21 protein-coding genes and 1 tRNA gene are annotated in these 21,141 nt (G+C 64.2%); 12 read left to right on the forward strand and 10 right to left on the reverse strand.

Translation table 11 applies throughout. The features are described from left to right. Positions 1–193 precede the first annotated feature (193 nt). Complete coding sequence (gene cpdR / locus AQZ49_RS19395; RefSeq protein WP_067619870.1) at positions 194–583, forward strand: cell cycle two-component system response regulator CpdR; 390 nt, start codon at positions 194–196, stop codon at positions 581–583. A gap of 96 nt (positions 584–679) precedes the next feature. Beyond that, positions 680–754 (forward strand) — tRNA-Val (locus tag AQZ49_RS19400). 69 nt (positions 755–823) lie between these two features. Here the strand turns inward: AQZ49_RS19400 and AQZ49_RS19405 are convergent. Continuing rightward, positions 824–1,597, reverse strand: coding sequence for a crotonase/enoyl-CoA hydratase family protein (locus AQZ49_RS19405; RefSeq protein WP_067619787.1), 774 nt, complete (start codon positions 1,595–1,597; stop codon positions 824–826). A gap of 230 nt (positions 1,598–1,827) precedes the next feature. Here AQZ49_RS19405 and AQZ49_RS19410 point away from each other — a divergent pair, with 230 nt between their 5' ends. Then, a complete protein-coding gene (locus AQZ49_RS19410) occupies positions 1,828–3,045 on the forward strand; it encodes an NADP-dependent isocitrate dehydrogenase (RefSeq protein WP_067619790.1) in 1,218 nt (405 codons plus the stop codon). Between the two features lie 61 nt (positions 3,046–3,106). Here the strand turns inward: AQZ49_RS19410 and adhP are convergent, their stop codons facing one another. From adhP to rsgA, 6 genes are all read right to left on the reverse strand, one after another. Continuing rightward, positions 3,107–4,138, reverse strand: a complete 1,032-nt coding sequence (adhP, locus tag AQZ49_RS19415) for an alcohol dehydrogenase AdhP (protein ID WP_067619792.1) — start codon at positions 4,136–4,138, stop codon at positions 3,107–3,109. Positions 4,139–4,230: 92 nt separating this feature from the next. After that, positions 4,231–6,873, reverse strand: coding sequence for an alanine--tRNA ligase (gene alaS / locus AQZ49_RS19420; protein ID WP_067619794.1), 2,643 nt, complete (start codon positions 6,871–6,873; stop codon positions 4,231–4,233). Between the two features lie 103 nt (positions 6,874–6,976). Continuing rightward, entirely contained in the window at positions 6,977–7,603 is a 627-nt protein-coding gene (locus tag AQZ49_RS19425) for a glutathione S-transferase family protein (protein ID WP_067619797.1), read from the reverse strand. A gap of 56 nt (positions 7,604–7,659) precedes the next feature. Continuing rightward, the gene (locus AQZ49_RS22915; protein WP_255355433.1) at positions 7,660–7,785 is read right to left on the reverse strand and encodes a hypothetical protein; all 126 of its coding nucleotides are present in this window, start codon (positions 7,783–7,785) and stop codon (positions 7,660–7,662) included. Between the two features lie 117 nt (positions 7,786–7,902). Then, positions 7,903–8,058, reverse strand: coding sequence for a hypothetical protein (locus AQZ49_RS22660; protein ID WP_197411136.1), 156 nt, complete (start codon positions 8,056–8,058; stop codon positions 7,903–7,905). Positions 8,059–8,061: 3 nt separating this feature from the next. After that, positions 8,062–9,063, reverse strand: a complete 1,002-nt coding sequence (rsgA, locus tag AQZ49_RS19430; RefSeq protein WP_197411137.1) for a ribosome small subunit-dependent GTPase A — start codon at positions 9,061–9,063, stop codon at positions 8,062–8,064. Between the two features lie 139 nt (positions 9,064–9,202). Here rsgA and AQZ49_RS19435 point away from each other — a divergent pair, with 139 nt between their 5' ends. Next, a complete protein-coding gene (locus AQZ49_RS19435; RefSeq protein ID WP_067619800.1) occupies positions 9,203–10,063 on the forward strand; it encodes a Rossmann-like and DUF2520 domain-containing protein in 861 nt (286 codons plus the stop codon). Positions 10,064–10,088: 25 nt separating this feature from the next. After that, positions 10,089–10,691 carry a DUF938 domain-containing protein gene (locus AQZ49_RS19440; protein WP_067619803.1) on the forward strand — a complete coding sequence of 201 codons (603 nt, stop codon included), beginning with the start codon at positions 10,089–10,091 and terminating at the stop codon, positions 10,689–10,691. On the opposite strand, the gene AQZ49_RS19445 is transcribed toward AQZ49_RS19440, so the two are convergent. Both AQZ49_RS19445 and AQZ49_RS19450 read right to left on the reverse strand, forming a co-directional pair. Continuing rightward, complete coding sequence (locus AQZ49_RS19445; RefSeq protein WP_197411138.1) at positions 10,685–11,371, reverse strand: MarC family protein; 687 nt, start codon at positions 11,369–11,371, stop codon at positions 10,685–10,687. The genes AQZ49_RS19440 and AQZ49_RS19445 overlap by 7 nt on opposite strands. A gap of 97 nt (positions 11,372–11,468) precedes the next feature. After that, a complete protein-coding gene (locus AQZ49_RS19450; RefSeq protein WP_067619806.1) occupies positions 11,469–13,115 on the reverse strand; it encodes a choline dehydrogenase in 1,647 nt (548 codons plus the stop codon). Between the two features lie 198 nt (positions 13,116–13,313). On the opposite strand from AQZ49_RS19450, the gene AQZ49_RS19455 reads away from it, so the two are divergent. The 7 genes from AQZ49_RS19455 (at position 13,314) to AQZ49_RS19485 (ending at position 19,558) form a co-directional block, all read left to right on the forward strand. Beyond that, a complete protein-coding gene (locus tag AQZ49_RS19455) occupies positions 13,314–14,744 on the forward strand; it encodes a sensor histidine kinase (protein WP_067619809.1) in 1,431 nt (476 codons plus the stop codon). Then, a complete protein-coding gene (locus AQZ49_RS19460) occupies positions 14,735–15,421 on the forward strand; it encodes a response regulator transcription factor (RefSeq protein ID WP_067619812.1) in 687 nt (228 codons plus the stop codon). The genes AQZ49_RS19455 and AQZ49_RS19460 overlap by 10 nt, the downstream gene beginning before the upstream one ends. Positions 15,422–15,653: 232 nt before the next feature. Next, complete coding sequence (locus tag AQZ49_RS19465) at positions 15,654–15,845, forward strand: Flp family type IVb pilin (protein WP_067619816.1); 192 nt, start codon at positions 15,654–15,656, stop codon at positions 15,843–15,845. Between the two features lie 53 nt (positions 15,846–15,898). After that, a complete protein-coding gene (locus tag AQZ49_RS19470; protein ID WP_067619819.1) occupies positions 15,899–16,399 on the forward strand; it encodes a DUF4402 domain-containing protein in 501 nt (166 codons plus the stop codon). A gap of 137 nt (positions 16,400–16,536) precedes the next feature. Continuing rightward, the gene (locus AQZ49_RS19475) at positions 16,537–17,829 is read left to right on the forward strand and encodes a DUF5690 family protein (protein ID WP_231739326.1); all 1,293 of its coding nucleotides are present in this window, start codon (positions 16,537–16,539) and stop codon (positions 17,827–17,829) included. 17 nt (positions 17,830–17,846) lie between these two features. Then, on the forward strand, positions 17,847–18,998 hold the full coding sequence (locus tag AQZ49_RS19480; protein ID WP_067619879.1) for a 2-trimethylaminoethylphosphonate dioxygenase: 1,152 nt from the start codon (positions 17,847–17,849) through the stop codon (positions 18,996–18,998). After that, complete coding sequence (locus AQZ49_RS19485) at positions 18,995–19,558, forward strand: HD domain-containing protein (RefSeq protein WP_067619825.1); 564 nt, start codon at positions 18,995–18,997, stop codon at positions 19,556–19,558. Before AQZ49_RS19480 ends, AQZ49_RS19485 begins: the two co-directional genes overlap by 4 nt. 221 nt (positions 19,559–19,779) lie before the next feature. Here the strand turns inward: AQZ49_RS19485 and recA are convergent, their stop codons facing one another. Then, complete coding sequence (gene recA, locus AQZ49_RS19490; protein ID WP_067619828.1) at positions 19,780–20,850, reverse strand: recombinase RecA; 1,071 nt, start codon at positions 20,848–20,850, stop codon at positions 19,780–19,782. Positions 20,851–21,141: the final 291 nt, after the last annotated feature.

Here is a 21,141-nt window from a genome sequence, read left to right on the forward strand (position 1 = left end):
AAAAGCTGCAACCGAACGGCGGCGGAGTCAAAGTGAGCATGCACGTATTTTGCGGCAACTTTTTAACCGGGCCAGCCTATACACCATGCGATCGGTGCCGCGATCATGCCAGGGGCAACCACCGGGCGCCGCGGTAACCAACGAGAAAGCCCCAACCGGCGATACAAACGTCGCGCGAATCAAGAAGGTGATCATGATCCGTATCCTGCTGGCCGAAGACGACGAAGCAATGCGCGCCTATCTGTCGCGCGCGCTGGAAAACGCCGGATTCGAAGTTAGCGCGGTCGACCGGGGCACCGCCGCCGTGCCCCTGCTCGAACGCCAGCGCTTTGACCTGTTGCTGTCCGACATCGTCATGCCCGAAATGGATGGAATCGAGCTCGCGCAGCGCTGTGCCGAGATCAGCCCGGGCACCAAAGTCATGTTCATCACCGGCTTTGCCGCCGTCACGCTCAAGGCCAATCGCGAGGCACCGCAAGCGCGTGTGCTGTCAAAACCGTTTCATCTCAAGGATCTGGTGCTCGAAGTTGAGCGCTTGTTCGAAGATCACCCGTTGGCGGGTAACGGGCGCCCGCCACTCTGAAGAAAGTCTCATAGAATCCCCCTTGCCAGCAACCGGCGGCATGGGTAATGGACCGGTCCCGGTCGCCGCAAGGTGCCGGATCTTACCGATGGTGTCGGGCGTATAGCTCAGTGGTAGAGCACTATGTTGACATCGTAGGGGTCGCAAGTTCAATCCTTGCTACGCCCACCATCGCAAAAAACCCGCCGGGAGCAGTGCTCCGGCGGGTTTTTTCTTGTCCGCTTGTCCAGGCGGCTAACGTTATTTGCCCTGCCAGTTGGGCTTGCGCTTTTCGGCGAAGGCGGCGGCGCCTTCGCGTGCGTCGGACGACGTGAACACCGGCGCGATATAGGCGGCCTGTTTGTCCCACATGTCGGCCTCGGTCCATTCGTGCGAATCGCGCACGATCGCCTTTGATGCGATCAGCGCGAGCGGGCCGTTTTCGGCAACCCGCGCGGCCAGTGCCTTGGCGGCGGCCAGCGACGGGCCTTCGCTGATCTGGTTGATGAAGCCGAGTTCATAGGCGCGCTGCGCGGTGATGAAATCGCCGGTCAATGCCAGTTCCATGGCGATGCGCGGCGGAATCTGGCGCGGCAGCTTGATCAGCCCGCCCGCCGCCGCTGCCAGTCCGCGCTTGGCCTCGGGAATGCCGAATTTCGAGGCCGCGCTGGCCACGATCAGATCGCACGACAACGCCAGTTCCATGCCGCCTGCCAGCGCATAGCCGTCGACCGCCGCAATCACCGGCTTTTTGGGCGTCCACTGCGACAGACCGCCAAACCCGCGCCCCGGAATAGAAGGCGATTCGCCGCGCAGAAACCCCTTGAGGTCCATGCCCGAACAGAACGTGCCGCCGGCCCCGGTCAGGATCGCGCAACGCAAGTCGTCTTCGGCATCAAGCCGGTCCATTGCCGCCGAAATACCTTCGGCCGCGGCCTTGTTCATCGCATTCTTGGCTTCGGGACGGTTGATCGTGACAATCAGGACATTGCCGTCAACTTCAGTCAGGACTTCGGCGGTTTGCGTATCGCTCATGGTACTCTCCCACGGACTTAATCGTTCGATTAAGCTTTTGACGGGCCTGCCGCGCGATGTCCAGCCCTTGCGCATAAAGTCGCAAGAAACCCCGCCCGCCCCCGTCTTGCGCACCACGCCGCACCTGCTAAGGGACGGGGCGAGACTCTGGCTGTTCCGGGCGCCCTTGCGGCACACGACGCGGCTGGCGCCTGCCCCATCTCCTACCCCCGGAAGGCAAGAGCACCGACATGGCGAAGATCAAGGTGAAAAACCCGGTCGTCGAACTCGACGGCGATGAAATGACGCGCATCATCTGGCAATGGATCCGCGAGCGCCTCATTCTGCCGTATCTCGACATCGATCTGAAGTATTACGACCTGTCGGTTGAAAAGCGGGACGAAACCGGTGACCAGATCACCATCGATTCGGCCAACGCGATCAAGCAGTATGGCGTCGGCGTGAAGTGCGCGACGATCACCCCCGACGAAGCCCGCGTCGAGGAATTCGGCCTGAAGAAGATGTGGAAGTCGCCCAACGGCACGATCCGCAACATTCTGGGCGGCGTGGTGTTTCGCGAACCGATCGTGATCAAGAACGTGCCCCGGCTGGTGCCGGGCTGGACCGACCCGATCGTGGTCGGCCGCCATGCCTTTGGCGACCAGTACAAGGCGACCGACACGCTGATCCCCGGCCCCGGCAAGCTGCGCCTGGTGTGGGACGGCGAAAATGGCGAGAAGATCGATCTCGACGTGTTCGATTTCCCGAGCGCGGGTGTCGCCATGGCGATGTACAACCTCGACGATTCGATCCGCGATTTCGCGCGCGCCAGCCTCAACTATGGCCTCAACCTGGGCTGGCCGGTGTATCTGTCGACCAAGAACACCATCCTCAAGGCCTATGACGGGCGCTTCAAGGACTTGTTCCAGGAAGTGTTCGAAACCGAAGGCTTCAAGGAAAAGTTCGCCGCGGCCGGCATCGAATATCAGCACCGCCTGATCGACGACATGGTGGCCTCGGCGCTGAAATGGTCGGGCAAGTTCGTCTGGGCGTGCAAGAACTATGACGGCGACGTGCAGTCGGACACCGTCGCGCAAGGGTTCGGCTCGCTTGGTCTGATGACCAGCGTGCTGATGAGCCCCGACGGCAAGACCATCGAGGCCGAAGCCGCGCACGGCACCGTGACGCGCCACTATCGCCAGCACCAGCAGGGCAAGGCGACTTCGACCAACCCGATCGCCTCGATCTTCGCATGGACGCGCGGGCTGATCTATCGCGGCAAGTTCGACGAAACCCCCGAAGTGGTGGCCTTTGCCGAAACGCTGGAACGCGTGTGCATCGAAACCGTCGAAAGCGGCAAGATGACCAAGGACCTTGCCATCCTGATCGGCCCCGACCAGCCGTGGATGACCACCGAGAAGTTCTTCGAAGCGATCGTCGAAAACCTGGAAAAGGCGATGGCCGCCTGATCGGTCGTCCCTGACCGGACAAACAGGCCCCGGCAGCGATGCCGGGGCCTTTTTTGTGCGGTCAGCCCGCCATGTCGAGCACCACACGGCCCTCGATCCGGCCGTTGCGCATGCGATCGAACACCGCGTTGATATCGTCGAGTACAGCGGTTTCGACCGTAGCGCGCACTTTGCCGGCCGCCGCAAAATCGATCGATTCCTGCAGATCGAGCCGGGTGCCGACGATCGAGCCGCGCACCGTGATCCCTTCGAGCACGACATCGAAGATTGGCAACCCGAATTCGCCCGGCGGAAGGCCGTTGAGCGACACCGTGCCGCCGCGCGCAACCATGTCGATGGCCTGCCGAAACGCCGATGTGCCCACCGCCGTCACCAGCACGCCCTGCGCGCCCCCGCCCAGCGCGCGGCGAATGGCCTGGCCAGGATCTTCGTGCAGCGCATTGACCGTGAACGCCGCGCCCAGCTTGCGCGCGAGATCGAGCTTGGCATCGTCGATATCGACCGCCGCGACATTCAGCCCCATCGCCAGCGCATATTGCACGGCCAGGTGGCCAAGCCCGCCAATCCCGGAAATCACCACCCAGTCGCCCGGTTTTGTATCGGTGACTTTCAGGCCCTTGTAGACCGTCACCCCGGCGCACAGGATCGGCGCGATCTGCTGAAACGAAATATTGGCCGGCAGGTGCCCGACATAGTCAGGATCTGCCACCACATATTCGGCAAAGCCGCCGTTGACCGAATAGCCGGTGTTGAGCTGGCTTTCGCACAGCGTTTCCCACCCGCCGAGGCAATGGCGGCAATGCCCGCAGGCCGAATAGAGCCACGGCACGCCGACCCGGTCGCCTTCCTTGACGTGTTTTACACCCGCCCCGACGCCCGACACAAAACCGACACCTTCGTGGCCGGGAATGAACGGTGGGGCGGGCTTTACCGGCCAGTCACCGTTGGCGGCGTGCAGATCGGTATGGCACACACCCGATGCCTGAATGGCGACCTGAATCTGGCCCGGCCCCGGTTCGGGCACCGGCACGTCCTCTATCACCAGCGGCGCGCCGAACGCGCGTACGACGGCTGCCTTCATAGTCCGGGCCATGGAACATCTCCTGTCGGGCGCGCACCAGCCGCCGCCCGGAGATGATCTAGCCAGAATGCATCCCGGCCTCTTTGCGCTGCATCAAGCGCGCATCAGCCCACGATCACCGCGCGCACCGCATCGATCGCCGCTGCGGCCTTGTCACCATCCGGGCCGCCACCCTGCGCCATGTCGGGCCGTCCGCCCCCGCCTTTGCCGCCCAGCGCGGCAACGCCTGCACGCACCAGATCGACCGCGCTGATCCGCCCGGTCAGGTCGTCGGTTACGGCGGCGGCGATGCTCGCCTTGCCCTCGTTGACCGCCACGATCACCGCCACGCCCGAGCCCAGCCGCGCCTTGGCCTGATCGAGCACGCCGCGCAGTTCCTTGGGATCGAGCCCGTCGAGAACCTGCCCGGCGAACTTGATGCCGCCGACATCCTCATCGGCGCTGGTGGCCGCGGCACTGCCGCCGCCGAGCGCGAGCGCCTTCTTGGCGTCGGCCAGTTCGCGTTCCAGCTTGCGCCGTTCGTCGAGCAGTGCGGCAACGCGCGTTTCGACATCGTCGGGCGTCGTGCGCAACAGCCCGGCGGTTGCTTTCAGCGCTTCCTCGCGCGCGACCAGCCATTGGCGCGCGCCTTCGCCGGTCAGCGCCTCGACGCGGCGGATGCCCGACGAGACCGCCGATTCCGACACCACCCGGAACACCCCGATATCGCCCAGCGCGCGCACATGGGTGCCGCCGCACAGTTCGACCGAATAGCGATCTTCGTCATCGCCGCCCATGCTCAGCACGCGCACTTCATCGCCGTACTTTTCACCGAACAGCGCCATCGCGCCCGCCTCGATCGCTTCGTCGGGGGTCATCAGTCGAGTGATCACCGGCGCGTTGGCCCGCACTTGCGCGTTCACCTCTGCCTCGACCGCTGCGATATCGTCAGGCGTGAGCGCGACCGGCTGCGAAAAGTCGAAGCGCAGCCGCTCGGCCGCCACCAGCGATCCCTTTTGTGTGACATGCCCGCCCAGCCGGTTGCGCAGCGCCTGATGCAGCAAGTGCGTCGCCGAATGGTTGGCGCGCAACGCGTCGCGGCGCGCCACGTCGATCGCCAGCCGCACCACGTCGCCAACACGGATGGTGCCCGTCTCGATGATGCCGATATGCGCGTGCAACTTGCCCAGCGGCTTTTGCGTGTCGGTCACGGTGATCGCCAGGCCATTGCCGACAATCGTGCCCGCATCGCCCTGCTGCCCGCCGGATTCGCCATAGAACGGCGTCTGGTTGGTGATCACCGTCACCGTTTCGCCGGCCTGCGCCTCGGTCGCTTCGCGCCCGCCGACGACCAGCGCGACAACCTGCGCCTCGCCCGTGGTGGCGGTATAGCCGGTAAATTCGGTGGCGCCCGCACGTTCGGCGATGTCGAACCACACTTCGCTGTCGGCAGTCTGGCCCGACCCCTTCCACGCGGCGCGCGCGGCGGCCTTTTGCTGCGCCATCGCCGCATCGAATCCGGCGCGATCGACCGCGATACCGCGAGCGCGCAACGCGTCTTCGGTCAGGTCATAGGGAAACCCGAACGTGTCATACAGCCGGAACGCGGTCTCGCCCGGCAAGGCATCGCCCTGCCCCAGCGTGCGGGTGGCTTCGTCGAGCAGTTTCAGCCCGTTGGCCAGCGTCTGGCGGAACCGGGTTTCCTCACGCTCCAGCACTTCCTCGATCAGCGCGCGCGCCCGGCCCAGTTCGGGATAGGCAGCGCCCATTTCGGTGATCAGCGCGGGCACCAGACGGTGGACCAGCGGTTCCTTCGCGCCAAGCAAGTGCGCATGGCGCATCGCGCGGCGCATGATCCGGCGCAACACATAGCCGCGCCCTTCGTTCGATGGCAGCACGCCATCGGCCAGCAGAAAGCTTGACGAGCGCAGATGGTCGGCAATCACGCGGTGGCTGGCGCGATGGTCGCCCTCGGCCTTTACCCCGGTCAGGTTTTCGCTCGCGGCGATCAGCGCGCGAAAGGTGTCGATGTCGTAATTGTCATGCTGGCCCTGCATCACGGCGGCGATGCGTTCCAGCCCCATGCCGGTGTCGATGCTGGGCCTGGGCAGACTGCCGGTGATTTCACCCGCAGTCTGTTCAAACTGCATGAACACCAGGTTCCATATCTCGATGAAGCGGTCGCCATCCTCGTCGGGCGATCCCGGCGGGCCGCCCCAGATGTGATCGCCATGATCGTAGAACACTTCCGAACAGGGCCCGCACGGGCCATCATCGCCCATCGCCCAGAAATTGTCCTTGGTGGCGATGCGGATGATGCGGTCTTCGGACAGCCCGGCGATTTTCTGCCACAGGCCGAACGCTTCGTCGTCGGTGTGGTACACCGTGACCAGCAGCTTGTCCTTGTCCAGCCCCCATTCGCGGGTCAGCAAAGTCCAGGCGTGGGTGATCGCCTGTTCCTTGAAATAGTCGCCGAACGAGAAATTCCCCAGCATTTCAAAAAACGTGTGATGCCGCGCGGTATAGCCGACATTGTCGAGATCGTTGTGCTTGCCCCCGGCGCGCACACATTTCTGCGATGAGGTCGCGCGCGGCGTGGTGCGCGTTTCCAACCCGGTAAAGACGTTCTTGAACGGGACCATGCCCGCATTGGTGAACATCAGGGTCGGGTCGTTGTACGGCACCAGCGGTGCCGACGGCACCACGTCGTGACCATGCTGGCCGAAATAGTCGAGAAAGGACCGGCGGATTTCGTTCGTCGATGTCATGGTCTGGTCGATTAGGCGAGCACGCCGGGCCAAACAAGCCGATTTGCATGATCAGAGTGTTTGGAAGTTTCTCTGAGGCCCGGCGTTCGCTGCATTCACTGCGTCACGTTCCGTAGTACGGCCCCGTTTTGGCGCGGGCGCGTTGCCAGGCGGGGCGCGCGTGGATGCTGGCGACAAACGCGGCCAGTTTGGGCCAGGTCGGCCCGCCGCCCTGCATCACCGCGATTTCGGCGGGAAAACTCAGCATGACATCGGCGCCGGTCCAGTCATCACCGACAAAGTGGCCCGAGGGTCGTAGAATCGATTCGAGATAGCCCAGATGCGATGCCAGTTGTTCGCGAATGCGCGGTTGCAGCGGCGCGCCCGCATCACCCAGCCGACCGACATAGAGGTTCAGCAGGATCGGCGTCATCGCCGAACCTTCGGCGAAATGCATCAGTTCGAGATGGCGCAGCGCATCATCGGTGCCCGCTGCGGGCAACCACGCACCGTTGCCGTAGCGTTCGCACAGCACTTGCACGATCGCGCCCGATTCCTCGATCACCCGGCCATCGATGTCCAGCAGCGGCGATTTGCCGAGCGGGTGCACTGCCTTGAGTTCGGGTGGAGCCAGATTGGTGACGGGATCGCGGCTGTAGGACCGGATCTCGTAGGGCACGCCCAGCTCTTCGAGCAGCCACACGACACGCTGCGACCGGCTGTTGTTAAGGTGATGAACGATTATACCCATGGCGCAATGCTCTCCCTTGCGATCTGATCGCAAGAGAGACGGCTTGCGCCGCGCGGTCAAGCCTGCGCGGGGGCAGTTTCCGGCTTGGCAGCGGCGGCGGCAACGCGCACGGCCTTTTCGCGGGCGATCTGCGCGGCGAGCGTGCGCTTGTGATTCTTGTTGGCGGTGCGAATGTTGGGCATCGTGGGTCCTGTCTGCAGATCATCAAGCGCGACGTTGGGCCCGTGTGGCTGGCAACAAGGCGGGTGTGTGCAGCCCCTTGGTCATAGTCCGGGGCCGCTGACAAGCGATGATCGGCGTCAACCGGCCTTTTTCGCCTTGTGCGCGGCCAGCAGCTCGTCCAGCTCGTCGATGCGGATGCGTTCGGGTGTGCCTTTGGCAAGGCCCTTCAGACGGCACGCCGCCCACAGGCTCTTGCGTTCGGCTTCAAGCGCCTTGAGATAAAGATCGGCCATCGGTCAGGTCCTTTTTCGCCGCCGCGCCAGCGCGGTGGTGTTCACTTGGTCTTCGGCGGCCAGCTTGCGCCAGCGCGCCAGCCGCTCGGGTTCGAGCGCGCCCTCTAACACCGCGGCCCGAATTGCACATCCCGGCTCGGTGCCGTGCGCGCAATTGGTAAACCGGCATTCGAGCGACAGCGCGACCAGATCATCAAACACTTCGGCCAGACCATCGGCCGCATCGGTGATCTGGAATTCGCGCATGCCCGGCGTATCGAGCAGCCAGCCGCCGCCTTCCAGCCGATACATCGCGCGCACGGTGGTGGTATGGCGGCCCTTGCCGTCGTTTTCCCGCACTGCCCCGGTGGCGATCGCATCCCCCCCGCGCAGCGAATTGACCAGCGTCGATTTGCCCACCCCCGACGAACCGAGCAACGCCACCGTCTCGCCCGGGCCGCACAATGTTGCCAGCCGCGCGACATTGGCGGGGTCACGCGCGTTGACCGGTTCAACCTGCAACCCCGGCTGCAACGCGCGCGCCGCCTGCACAAAAGGTTCGACGCTGTCGGCCAGGTCGATCTTCGTCAACACCACGACCGGCCGCACCCCGACTTCGCGCGCCAGCACCAGATAGCGTTCCAGCCGCGCCACGTTGAAATCCTGATTGCACGAGGCGACGATCAGCAGCGTGTCGATATTGGCCGCCACCAGTTGCAGCCGGTGATCCCCGCCCGGCGCGCGCCGCCGGAACAGGCTGGCGCGGTCAAGCAGGCGCACCGGGGCCAGACTGGTGCGATCAACCAGCAGCCAGTCGCCCACCGTCGCGCGATCCTCCTCGCCCGCAGAGTGCGGCAGGTGCGACGATATCTGCCGCTCGAACCCTGCCCCCGCCACCGCAATTTCGCCCCGGTGCACCGCCATCACGCGCACCGGCACACAGGCCGGTGCCTCGGCGGCAGCGACTTGCGCGGCGAAGAACGGGCGCCAGCCAAGCTCGGCAAGTCGGGGGTCGGTCGGTTGCATCGGTGTCCTGGCTCAATCCCGGAAAAACAGGCGCCGGAACCTTGGGGTGATCGCCAGCCCATACAGCGGATGGGCCGGTTTGCCTATGCGGCGCAGGTGCGGCTTGATCGGCACGCCCTTGCGCGCCTAGACCCGTTGCATGCACGCGTTTCGCCAGATCGGTCTTGTCGGCACCGGCCGCGTGGCAGCCGCGCTGGCGCTGGCGCTGGCGCCCCATTCGCGCCATCCCTTGCTGATCCTCGGCCGCTCCGCATCACGGCGGCAGGCGCTGATCGACCGCACGCCGGGCACGGCTGCTGCCCGCGACACCGCCGATCTGGCGGCACGGTGCGATGCCATTGCGATTGCTGTGGCCGACGATTCGCTGGCGAACGTGGTGGCGGATCTGGCCAAAGCGCGCCCGGCGGGGTTTGTCTTTCATGTCAGCGGGCGCAGCGGCGTGGCTGTGCTTGCACCGATCGCGGCGCATGGCGCAACCGTGGCGGCAATCCATCCGGTGATGACCTTTACCGGCGATGCCGGGAGCGAGGCCGCGCGACTGCGCGGGGCACGATGTGCGATCACCGGTGGGGATGCCGCTGGCGAAGCGGTGGCGCGGCAGATGGTTGCCTGCCTGGGCTCGGTGCCGGTGATCGTCGCCGAACACCATCGCGCGCTGTACCATGCCGCGCTGTGTCACGCGGCCAACCATCTGGTGACATTGCTGGCCGGATCGACGCGCGCGCTGGCCAGTGCAGGAATTGCCGATCCCTCAGCACTGCTGGCGCCGCTGGTGCGCGCGGCGCTCGACAACAGTCTGACACACGGGTTTGCCGCGCTGTCGGGGCCGTTGCTGCGCGGCGATGACGACACCATCGCAGGGCACCTGGCTGCGCTGGCCCACGATGATCCCGACTTGCTGCCCGCCTATCGCGCCATGGCACTGGCCACGCTCGACGAAATGGAACGTGCCGGGCTGACGCCAAAGACAGGCTTGCGCGAAAAATTGCAGGCGCAGTGAGCACTGTTTGCTAGGGGTTCGGACCATGGACCAGCACTTCCCCTCATCGCCCGCCGCCTTGCGCAATCGCGCGCCGATTGCCGCCGTGTTGCGCGATGTCCTGCCCGTGCGCGGGCTGGTGCTTGAACTGGCTAGCGGCACGGGCGAACATGTCCTGCATTTTGCGCAAGCGCTGCCCGATCTGGTGTGGCAGCCCAGCGACCCTTCTGCCGATGCGCGTCAGGCGATCGCCGCGCGGCTGCGGGCCGACCATCGGGACAATGTGCGCGATCCGCTGCCCATCGATGCCGCGCTGTGGCCCTGGCCGGTGGAGCAAGTGGCGGCGATTGTGTGCATCAACATGATCCATATCAGCCCGTGGGCGGCCACCACCGGCCTGATGCGCGCCGCGGGGCAGATGCTGCCGCCGGGCGGCGTGCTCTATCTCTATGGCCCCTATCGCCGCGCCGATCGCCCGCTCGAACCGGGTAATGCCGCGTTCGATGCCGATCTGCAGGCGCGCAATCCGGCCTGGGGCTTGCGCGAACTCGACAGCGTAATTGCCTGCGCCGCCGAACAGGGCCTGATCTTCGAACGCAGCATCGACATGCCCGCCAACAATCTGTCGGTAATCCTGCGACGTCAGTGATGCACGGCCTGCATCAGCCCGGCGACGCCCAGCACGCCGGTCACGATGATCTGCACCCCGACACACAACAGCAGAAACGCCACCAGCCGCGACATCACCCGCGCCCCGCCCTGCCCGAGCAGCGCGGTGATACTGTCGGACGCGCGGTAACAGATCCAGATCATCACCGCGATCGCCACCGCCGCCAGACTGAGCCCGCCGAAAAAACCCAGCGGGGCCAGACCATTGGTGGGCCGTTGCGATGACAGTGCGATGGCCACCGCGATCGTGCCCGGCCCAGTGGTCAACGGCATCGTCAGCGGGAAAAAGGTGATGTCTTCGGCATTGGGCGGGGGCTCTGCCTGATGCGCCTTGCGCTCTTCATGCGCCTCGGCCTGCATCAGCAGCCCCCAGGCCTGCACCGCCACCACCAGCCCCCCGGCAATCCGCAGCGCGCTAAGGCTGACACCGAAGAAATTGAGCACATAGCCGCCCAGCCACAGCGATGCGAGCAGCACGATCATGGCATAAAAGCCGATCCGCACCGCCATCTTCTGCTTTTCGGCGCGCGTCCGTCCGGCCGTTACCGCATCGAAGATCAGCGCCCCGCCCGGGGGATTGACGATCGAAAACAGCGCCGGAAACGCCAGCAGAAACGCCCCGATCGCGGTTTCGACGGGGATCGGGCTGAAATCCAACACGGCGCGGGCGTTCCGATCCAAAGAGGAACTGACCGGTCCGAAATGAGACCGGTCAGATAGCGCTATGCACTACCATCCCCCACCGGTTCAAGCAGGGTCATGCCGCAACCGGCACCTCTTCCGGCGGTAACGGCGCGCGGCCACGGATCGCATCGGCGATTTTTTCGGCAATCATGATGGTCGGCGCATTGGTGTTGCCGCCGATCAGCGTGGGGATCACCGAGGCGTCGACCACGCGCAACCCTTTCAGCCCGATCACCCGGCACTGCGCATCGACCACGGCCAGCGGATCGCTGGCCTGCCCCATGCGGCAAGTGCCGACCGGGTGATAGATCGTTTCACCCCTGGCACGGATAAAGGCATCGATCGCGGCATCGTCGGCCACCGCCGGGCCGGGCATGATCTCTTCACCGCGAAAGGGGTCGAATGCGGGTTGCGCCACCACATCGCGCACGATGCGCACCCCTGCGCGCACCGCCCGGCGGTCTTCCTCGGTCGACAGGAAATTCATCAAGATCGCCGGATCGGCATAAGGATCAGCCGATGCAAGCGACACCTGCCCCCGGCTTTCGGGCCGCAACTGGCAGACATGCATGGTGAAACCGTCGCGCTTTACCTGCACTTTGGCGTGGTCCTGCATGATCGCCAGCACGAAATGAATCTGCAGATCGGGTCGGTCGAGATCGGCGCGCGATTTGAGGAACGCCCCGGTTTCCAGCCCGTTCTGGCGCCCCGGCCCTTTGCCCGTCAGCAGATATTGCAGGCCGACCTTGAGCTGACGCAGCCCTTTGGTGTCATTATAGATGGTGATCGGCTGGGTCGCTGTCCAGTTGAGCGACACGTCGAGATGATCCTGCAAATTGGCGCCCACGCCGCGCCGTTCATGCACCGGTGTGATGCCCTGACCGGCCAGCATGATGGGATCGCCGATGCCCGACAGCATCAGGATCTGCGGCGACTGGAACGCACCGGCACAGACCAGCACTTCGCGCCGCGCGCGCGCCTGCTGCACCGGTTTGCCAGGCCCCGGGCTATATTCGACACCGCAGGCGCGGCCCTGTTCGATCATCACCCGGTGGGTGCGCGCGCCGGTGACGATGGTCAGATTGGCGCGGCGCTCGATCGGCGCCAGATAGGCGCGCGCCACGCTCTGCCGCTGGCCATCGGCAATCGTCAACTGATAGCGGCCAAAGCCTTCCTGATCGAACCCGTTGAAATCCTCGGTCAGCCGGTGCCCTGCCTGCCGCCCCGCCTCAAGACTGGCGCGATAGAGCGGATGATCAGTGCGTTCGCCCCAACCGACGTTGAGCGGCCCGCCCGCGCCGTGGAAATCGGATGCGCCGTCGATGAAATTTTCGGCACGTTTGAAATAGGGCAATGTGTCGGCATAGGACCAGCCGTCGAGGCCCATCTGCCGCCACTGGTCATAATCGCGCGGGTGGCCCCGGATATAGACCATGCCGTTGATCGCCGACGACCCGCCCAGCCCCTTGCCGCGCGGTTGCCACAGGCGGCGGCCATCCATGTGCGGCTCGGGCTCGGTCCAGAATCCCCAGTTGTGCTTGCCCTTTGCCTTGATCAGCGTGCCGACCCCGGCGGGCATGCGCACCAGCACCGAGGTGTTGCGCCCGCCAGCCTCCAGCAACAGCACCCGCACCGCCGGGTCTTCGCTCAACCGCGCGGCCAGGACCGAGCCCGCGCTGCCCGCACCAATGACGATAAAGTCGAATTCGTTGCCCGACATGCCGATCCTGTCCCGATGTTCTGCTTACTGACACTGTTATCAATAAGAACGCAACGCGGCGCAAGACGGTTTGCGGAGCCCCCTCATTGATCGCGCGGCTGCGGCGCGCTGCTATGGTATTTATATGGCCTTCAACGCCGCACCATCCGTATGGGCTGGTAGGCGGGGCATGGGCAAAGCAGGGCTGGACCAGGGGCAATGACAAACAGCGGCATCTCGGAACGCCTGCGTGCGCGATGGTTTGCCCCGCACCCGCTGGCGGTTTCCGCGCTGGTGCTGTTTGTCGCAACCAGCCTGGCGGTGCTGGGCAAACCGGTGCTGGGCGAAGGCTATGCCTCGCTGATCTTCGTGGTCGGCATCATGCTGATAGGCGCCATTTCGGGTGTCGTACGCGCGGTGACCACGGCGATTGTCGGGGCCGCGGCATTCAATTTCTTTGTGGCCGCGCCATTGCTGCAATTCCGGTTCAGCAATGCCACCGATTTTGCGCCGCCACTGACCTTTCTGGTCTGCGCGATCATTTCGGGGGTCTTGTCGGGGCGACTGCGCGACCAGTCAAACCTGTCCCGGCTGGCCAATGCACGGCTGGAAAGCCTGCTCAATGCCAGCCGAGATCTCCAACCGGTGCGATCGCCCGAATCTTTGCGCGATGTGCTGGGCCATCATCTGGCAACGCTGGGGCCGCTGGCAGTCACGCTCGACTGGTTTGCCGAGGGGCAGCCGATCCCCGATCGGCGCGGCTTGCGCAAAGAGGCGATCACCGATGGCCGGACGATGCTCGGCGCGCTGGTCTATCACCCCGGCAAGGCCAGCGGCGAAGACATCGCCTTTGTCGCCGCGCTTGCGCGCCTGAGCAGTCTGGCGCTGACCCGGCTGCGCCTCGACACCGAAGTGGCCGACACGCGCGCGCTGGCCAAGTCCGAAGAGTTGAAAACCGCGCTGCTGTCGGCGGTAAGCCACGATCTGCGCACCCCGATCACCACGATCGGTACAGCCGCCGCCAGTCTCCAGTCATTTGGCACGCTGATCGATGAAACCACCCGCGGCGACTTGCTGACGCGGATCGTCGAGGAATGCGAACGGCTGAACCATCTTACCGAAAACCTGCTGCAGATGAGCCGCCTGCAGGCGGGTGACGCGCACTTGTCGCGCAATGTGCTGTCCGCCCAGGATATGATCCGCCGCGCCATCGCGCGGTTGCGGTCGCAGAATGTGCGGCGCACGTTCGTTGTCGACGTCCCGCGCGAAGACATGCTGGTGGTCGCCGATACCGCGTTGTTCGAACTCGCGCTCGGCAATGTCCTGCAGAATGCCGTGAAATTCAGCGGCGATGGCTCCACCATCACCGCGACATGCCGGGCGCACGATGCCGATTGCACGATCACCATCACCGACCAGGGCATTGGTGTACCCGCCAACGAACAGACCCGGGTGTTCGAACGGTTCTACCGCGCCAAAGGCCGTACCGATCACCGTCCGGGTTCGGGCCTTGGCCTGGCGATTGCCAAAGGCTTCGTCGAAGCATCGGGGGGCAGCATCGCCCTGACGTCCCCGGTGGACGACGGGCGCGGCACCGCGATCACCATCCGCATTCCCCGTGCACAAGAGGAACCCCTGCCATGCATTTAGGCCAGATCCTGCTGGTGGACGACGAGCCCGGCATCATCGCCTCGCTGCGCCCGGCGCTCAAGGCTGCCGGGCATGCGGTGAAAGTGGCCCGCAACGGCGAAGAAGCCATTGCGAGCATGGCACTTGGCGACAACGACCTCGTGCTGCTCGACCTGGGGCTGCCCGATATCGACGGCAAAGAGGTGATCCGGCAGATTCGCACCGGTTCGGCGGCGCCGATTATCGTCATTTCCGCCCGCCATCAGGAAAGTGAAAAGATCGCCGCGCTCGATGCCGGTGCAGACGATTACATCGACAAGCCGTTCGCGCTGGGCGAATTGCTGGCGCGCATCCGGGTCGCGCTGCGCCGGCACGAACGCCGGATCGCGCGGCCGACCTCGTTTGAATCCGCCGACCTGACGATCGATTTTGCCACCCGCGACGTGCGGTTGCGCGGCGAAGTGCTCAAGCTGTCGCCCAAGGAATACAACCTGTTGATCACGCTGGTCGAAAACGTCGGCCAGGTGGTGACGCAGCGGCGTCTGCTGGCCGCCGGCTGGGGCCGGTCCGACACCGACCCGCAATATCTGCGCACATATATCGGGCTGTTGCGCCAAAAGGTCGAACCCAACCCGTCGGACCCGCAGATGATCCAGACCGAACCCGGTGTCGGCTATCGCCTGACGATACCGGAGTGACCGCGGATCATCAGGCATCGATGACCATGCAGCAGTTCGACAGGTGTTGCCCATCGCCCTTTATATAACCTTTATATGCCGCAAAAGGCCCAGCTTTTTACGCTTATGAAACGACCAAGGTGACAATAGCATCCAACAGACGAACCGACGACCGAAGGCAGATAACATCGCAATCTGATCTGCGATCTTCATCTCGTCTACGAAAAAAATGGATCGATGATTGGGGGTTTCAATGCCAAAAGAATCAATCTTGGGACAAATCGCTTCGGATACGAGCGGTGCGACGGCAATTGAATACGGCCTTATTGCTGCACTTATCTCGGTCTCAGCGATTACCGCAATGGGGTCATTGGGCAACACGCTCACCAACACATTCACGTATGTGTCCAACCAGATGGCGACTGCGCAAACCGGCAAGTTGTAAGATCGGCGGTCCTGGGGCACATTACCGGGCGACATGATGGAACAGGGTGGGGCATGAAGCAGGCATTGGTGATCTTCGGCGCAGGGCTGGCGGTGTGGTCGGGCAATGCATTTGCCGCCACCGGCAACACGTCGGCATCGGCGGGCAGCAGCAACGCCACTGTGATTGCGCCCATCGTACTTAGCCATACCGGCGGATCGACGCTCAATTTCGGCAAATTCACGGTCGGCAGTGGCGGCACCGTGGTGGTCAGCCCGGCCGGCGCGGGTTCGACCACCGGCGGCGTGACATTTGTGCCCGGTTCGACCAACACCGCCGACGCCTTTTCGGTGAAGGGCGATCCCAGCCGCAATTTTTCGGTCAGCACGACAGGCGGCAATGTCTCTGCCGGATCGACCAGCATGCCTTTCACCACGTTGCCGTCGGCGACCCAATCCACGCTCGGCACGTCGGGCACCGGCACATTTACCGTGGGCAGCACACTGACCGTGGGCAGCACGATTGTACCGGGCACGTACACCGGCACCTACACCGCCACCGTCACTTACGACTGACCCCTACAGGGGCACGCACCAAGGACTAGGCGCTGCGTCGCGAAAGTGTCATCGTTGCTGCCTAACCGCTCGACGCTTGATCGCTTTTGCCGTGACTGGAGCCTGCACGCGTGGACAGCCGCCTTCGGCAAGCCTTGATGCGAGCCCATCCCGTCGTCCTGTCTGCGGTCGCCGGCAGCGCGGGCTTTGCCGCCTATTTCGCGATGTATGCGTTTCGCAAACCGTTTACCGCCGCGACATTCGAAAACGTACCGGGCTGGCACTTTGCGCTCGATTACAAGATCGCGCTGATCGTCGCGCAAGTGGCCGGGTATGCGCTGTCGAAATTTGTCGGCATCAAGGTCGTTTCGGAAATTCAACCGCGCCATCGCGCGGCGGCAATCCTGGGGTTGATCGGGGTGGCGTGGCTGGCGCTACTCGGGTTCGCGCTGATCCCGGCGCCGTGGAACATCGCCATGCTGTTCATCAACGGCATACCGCTGGGGATGATCTGGGGCCTGGTCTATGGCTTCATGGAAGGGCGGCGAACCTCCGAAGTGCTCGCTTCGATGATGTGTGCCAGCTTCATCCTGTCATCGGGGGTGGTCAAATCGGTGGGCAGTTGGCTGATGACCGACTGGCAAGTCGACCGGTTCTGGATGCCCGCGGCGACCGGTGTGCTGTTCATGCCGCTGCTGCTGCTGTCGGTGTGGGTGCTGCGGCAGTTGCCGCCGCCAAATGCGCGTGACGAGGCCGAACGGGTAAGGCGCGCGCCGATGACGGGTGATGAACGGCGCGAATTCCTGCGCGCCTATGCGCCGGGGCTGATCGCGATCATCTTTGCCTATGTCCTGCTGACCGCGTTTCGCGACTTTCGCGACAATTTCGCTGCCGAGATCTGGCGCGCGCTGGGGTATGGCGGCGAAGCGGGGATTTTTTCGGCGAGCGAACTGCCCGTCGCCGTGATCGCGCTGATCGGCATGGGGGCGGTTACCGTGGTGCGCAACAACCGGCGCGCGCTGATGGTCATCCATGCGATGGTGGCGGCGGGATTCGTGTTGCTGGGGCTGTCGACGCTGGCGTTCCAGATGCACCTGATTTCACCCCTGGTGTGGATGATCCTGACCGGGTCGGGGCTCTATATCGCCTATAATCCGATCAATGCGGTGCTGTTCGACCGGCTGGTAGCCGCCAGTGGCCGCATCGCCAACGCCGGATTTCTGATCTACGTCGCGGATTCGGTGGGCTATCTGGGCAGCGTGGTGCTGCTGCTGTGGCGCAATTTTGGGCAGGCCTCGCTCGACTGGCTGCAATTCTTCACTGCCGGGGCCTATGTCACCAGCGTGGTCGGCACCGCCGCGACGGTGGTGGCGGCGATCTATTTCTATCGCCACGCGGTCGATACCGGTAGACTGGCGCCGACTCCCGCTCTGCCGGTCGTCCCGGCATGATCAAGGACCGGATTGCGATGCTGACCCACACCCAAGCGCGACCACGCCTGCTCGACCAGGGCCAGGCGGTCGAACTCGATCTGGTTGGCGGCGCGCACCGCTTTCACGCGATGTGGTTGCGCGACAACGCGCAGGATGCCGCAACGCGCAGCCCGGGCAACGGCCAGCGCCTGATCACACTGCTCGACATTCCGTCTGACACGCGGATCGCCAGCGCCGAATGGGTGGACGATTGCCTGCAAGTCCGCTTCGCACCTGAAGACAAAGTGGTCGAATTCGCCGCCGACTGGCTGCAGGCGCATTGCTATGACCGGCGTGGCGCGTGCGAGGCGGGCTGGACCAGCGGCATTGTCACCCGATGGGATGCAGACCTGGCAGGCACTCTGGTGGTGGCGCACTATGATGCGGTGCGCGACGATCCTGCCGCGCGTCTGAACTGGTTGCGGACCATCCGCCGCCGTGGCTTTGCCCGGATGACCGGCGTACCTGCGCTCGATGGAGCCCCGGCGGAGATTGCCGCGCTGTTCGGCTATGTGCGCGAAACCAACTATGGCCGGATCTTCGACGTGCGTGCCGAGGTCAATCCCAGCAATCTGGCCTATACCAATCTCGGCCTTCAGGCGCACACCGACAATCCCTATCGCGACCCGGTGCCGGGCCTGCAGATCCTGGTCTGCCTGCAGAACGAAGTCGAAGGCGGGGATTCGATCGTGGTCGACGGCTTTGAAATCGCCGCACGGTTGCAGGCCGAAACGCCCGAAGGGTTTGCGCTGCTGACCAGCCATTGCGCGCGGTTCGAATATGCCGGGGCGCAAGGGGTGCGGCTGCGTGCAAAGAAACCGCTGATCGAATTGGGGCCCGATGGCGAATTGCTGGCGGTGCGCTTCAACAACCGGTCTGCCGCGCCGTTCGTCGACGTGCCCTATGAGGCGATGGCCGATTATTATGTGGCCTATCGCCGGATGGCCGAACTGGTCGAGGACCCAGCGCTGGCCGTGCGGTTCAAACTGGAACCGGGCGATGCGTTCATCGTCGACAATCTGCGCGTGCTGCACGCGCGCAGCGCCATCACCAGCAGCGGCAACCGCCACCTCCAGGGCTGTTATGCCGACAAGGACGGGTTGCGATCGAGCATCGCCGCGCTTGAAGCACAAGGGGCCAGCACATGATCTGCACCGACGATGATATCGTGGCGACGATCGCCGAAATCTTTACGCGGCGGGGTGCCGAAGCCTATCTGGGCGAAGCGGTGACGGTGGCCGAACATATGCTTCAGTGCGGCACGCTGGCGCAACAGGCCGGTGCGCCCGATGCGGTGGTGGCGGCGGCGCTGCTGCACGATATCGGCCACTTCACCAGCGAGTTCGGGACATATTCGCCCGATGACACCATCGACCGGCATCATGAAGCAGCCGGGGCCGCGCTGCTGGCCCGCCACTTCCCGCCGCAAGTCGGGGCGATCGTCGGGCTGCATGTGGCGGCCAAGCGCTATCTCTGCGCGGTCGAGCAGACATATCACGCCGCCCTGTCGAAGGCATCGCAACACAGTCTCGATCTGCAAGGCGGCCCGATGACCGCGGACGAAGTCGCCGCGTTCGAGCATCTGCCTCATTATCGCGACGCCGTGCTCGTGCGCCGCTGGGACGACGCAGGCAAAGTGGCCGGTCTGCCCACCATGACCTTCGACGATTTCCGCCCCCTGCTGGCCCGCGTGATCAACCCGGCATAGCCGATTGGCGGCAACGCTTTTCCCGCTCGGCACAACAAAAGGGTGGGCCGCGAACACCGGGTAAAAAAGGAAAACCGGCGCGTTCCGACCGGGGAACGCGCCGGTTTTTGTTCCGGCGAGGGTGGGAAACCGGGTGGGGTATGCCCTGGTTGCCCGGATGCCAGGGCCTTTGGCCGGTGCCGTGGGGGCACGGGGCAAAGGCCGGGGCGCTCACCTGAAGGTCATGAATCGTCGTCCGCGTCCGGACCGGCCATCATGCCTTCGGCAACCACTTCGGTGCGGCTGCGGATCGCAGCTTCGAGGCGGGTGCTCATTTCGGGATTGCTGCGCAGGAACGTCTTGGCGTTTTCACGGCCCTGGCCGATGCGCACCGAGTCATAGCTGAACCAGGCGCCCGACTTTTCGACAATGCCGGCCTTGACCCCCAGATCGAGCATTTCGCCGATCTTCGAGATGCCTTCGCCATACATGATGTCGAATTCCACCTGCTTGAACGGCGGGGCGACCTTGTTTTTCACGACCTTGACGCGGGTGGTGTTGCCGACGATCTCATCACGATCCTTGATCTGCCCGGTGCGACGGATGTCGAGGCGGACCGAGGCATAAAACTTGAGCGCGTTGCCGCCGGTGGTGGTTTCCGGATTGCCGTACATCACGCCGATCTTCATGCGCACCTGGTTGATGAAGATCACCGTGCAGCGCGAACGGCTGATCGAACCGGTCAGCTTGCGCAGCGCCTGGCTCATCAGACGGGCCTGCAGGCCGACATGGCTGTCGCCCATTTCACCCTCGATTTCGGCGCGGGGCACCAGCGCGGCGACCGAGTCGACCACCAGCACATCGACCGCGTTCGACCGCACCAGCGTGTCGACGATTTCCAGCGCCTGTTCACCGGTGTCGGGCTGCGACACGATCAGGTTGTCGATGTCCACGCCCAGTTTCTTGGCATAGACCGGGTCGAGCGCATGTTCGGCGTCGACGAAGGCGGCAGTGCCACCGATTTTCTGCGCCTCGGCAATGCAGTGCAGCGCCAGTGTGGTCTTGCCCGAGCTTTCCGGGCCATAGATTTCGACAATACGGCCGCGCGGCACGCCGCCGATACCGAGCGCGATATCGAGCCCGAGCGAGCCGGTCGACACCGCCTCTACCTGCATCGTTTCCTTCTGGCCGAGCTTCATCACCGAGCCCTTGCCGAATGCGCGATCAATCTGCGCGAGCGCTGCGTCGAGCGCTTTCTGACGGTCCATTGCCTTGTCTTTGCCTTCCTGAATGAGCTTGAGCTGAGCCGCCATGGCTTTGCACTCCCCTTAGCTAGAGATAGTCGACAAGGACCGTCAACAACCCCTTTGTACTCTGTTCGTTCCGCCAGAACAAGTAGGGAACGAATTTATTTCGCCAAATTGGAAGCAAAGGATCGCAAGCACTTAGCGGCGTTGGCTTTTTGCAGCACGAATGCGTCGGCACAAGCGACGATCACACGCGGAACGGTCGGGTCCGCTGCCGTCACGGCGCCTTGCCGCCCAGGCGGTCATGCGCCCGATCGCGATCGCTGTCACGTGCGATCGGCGCGAATCGCCTGCTCT

The organism is Novosphingobium sp. FSW06-99, from assembly GCF_001519065.1.
Lineage (GTDB): Bacteria > Pseudomonadota > Alphaproteobacteria > Sphingomonadales > Sphingomonadaceae > Novosphingobium.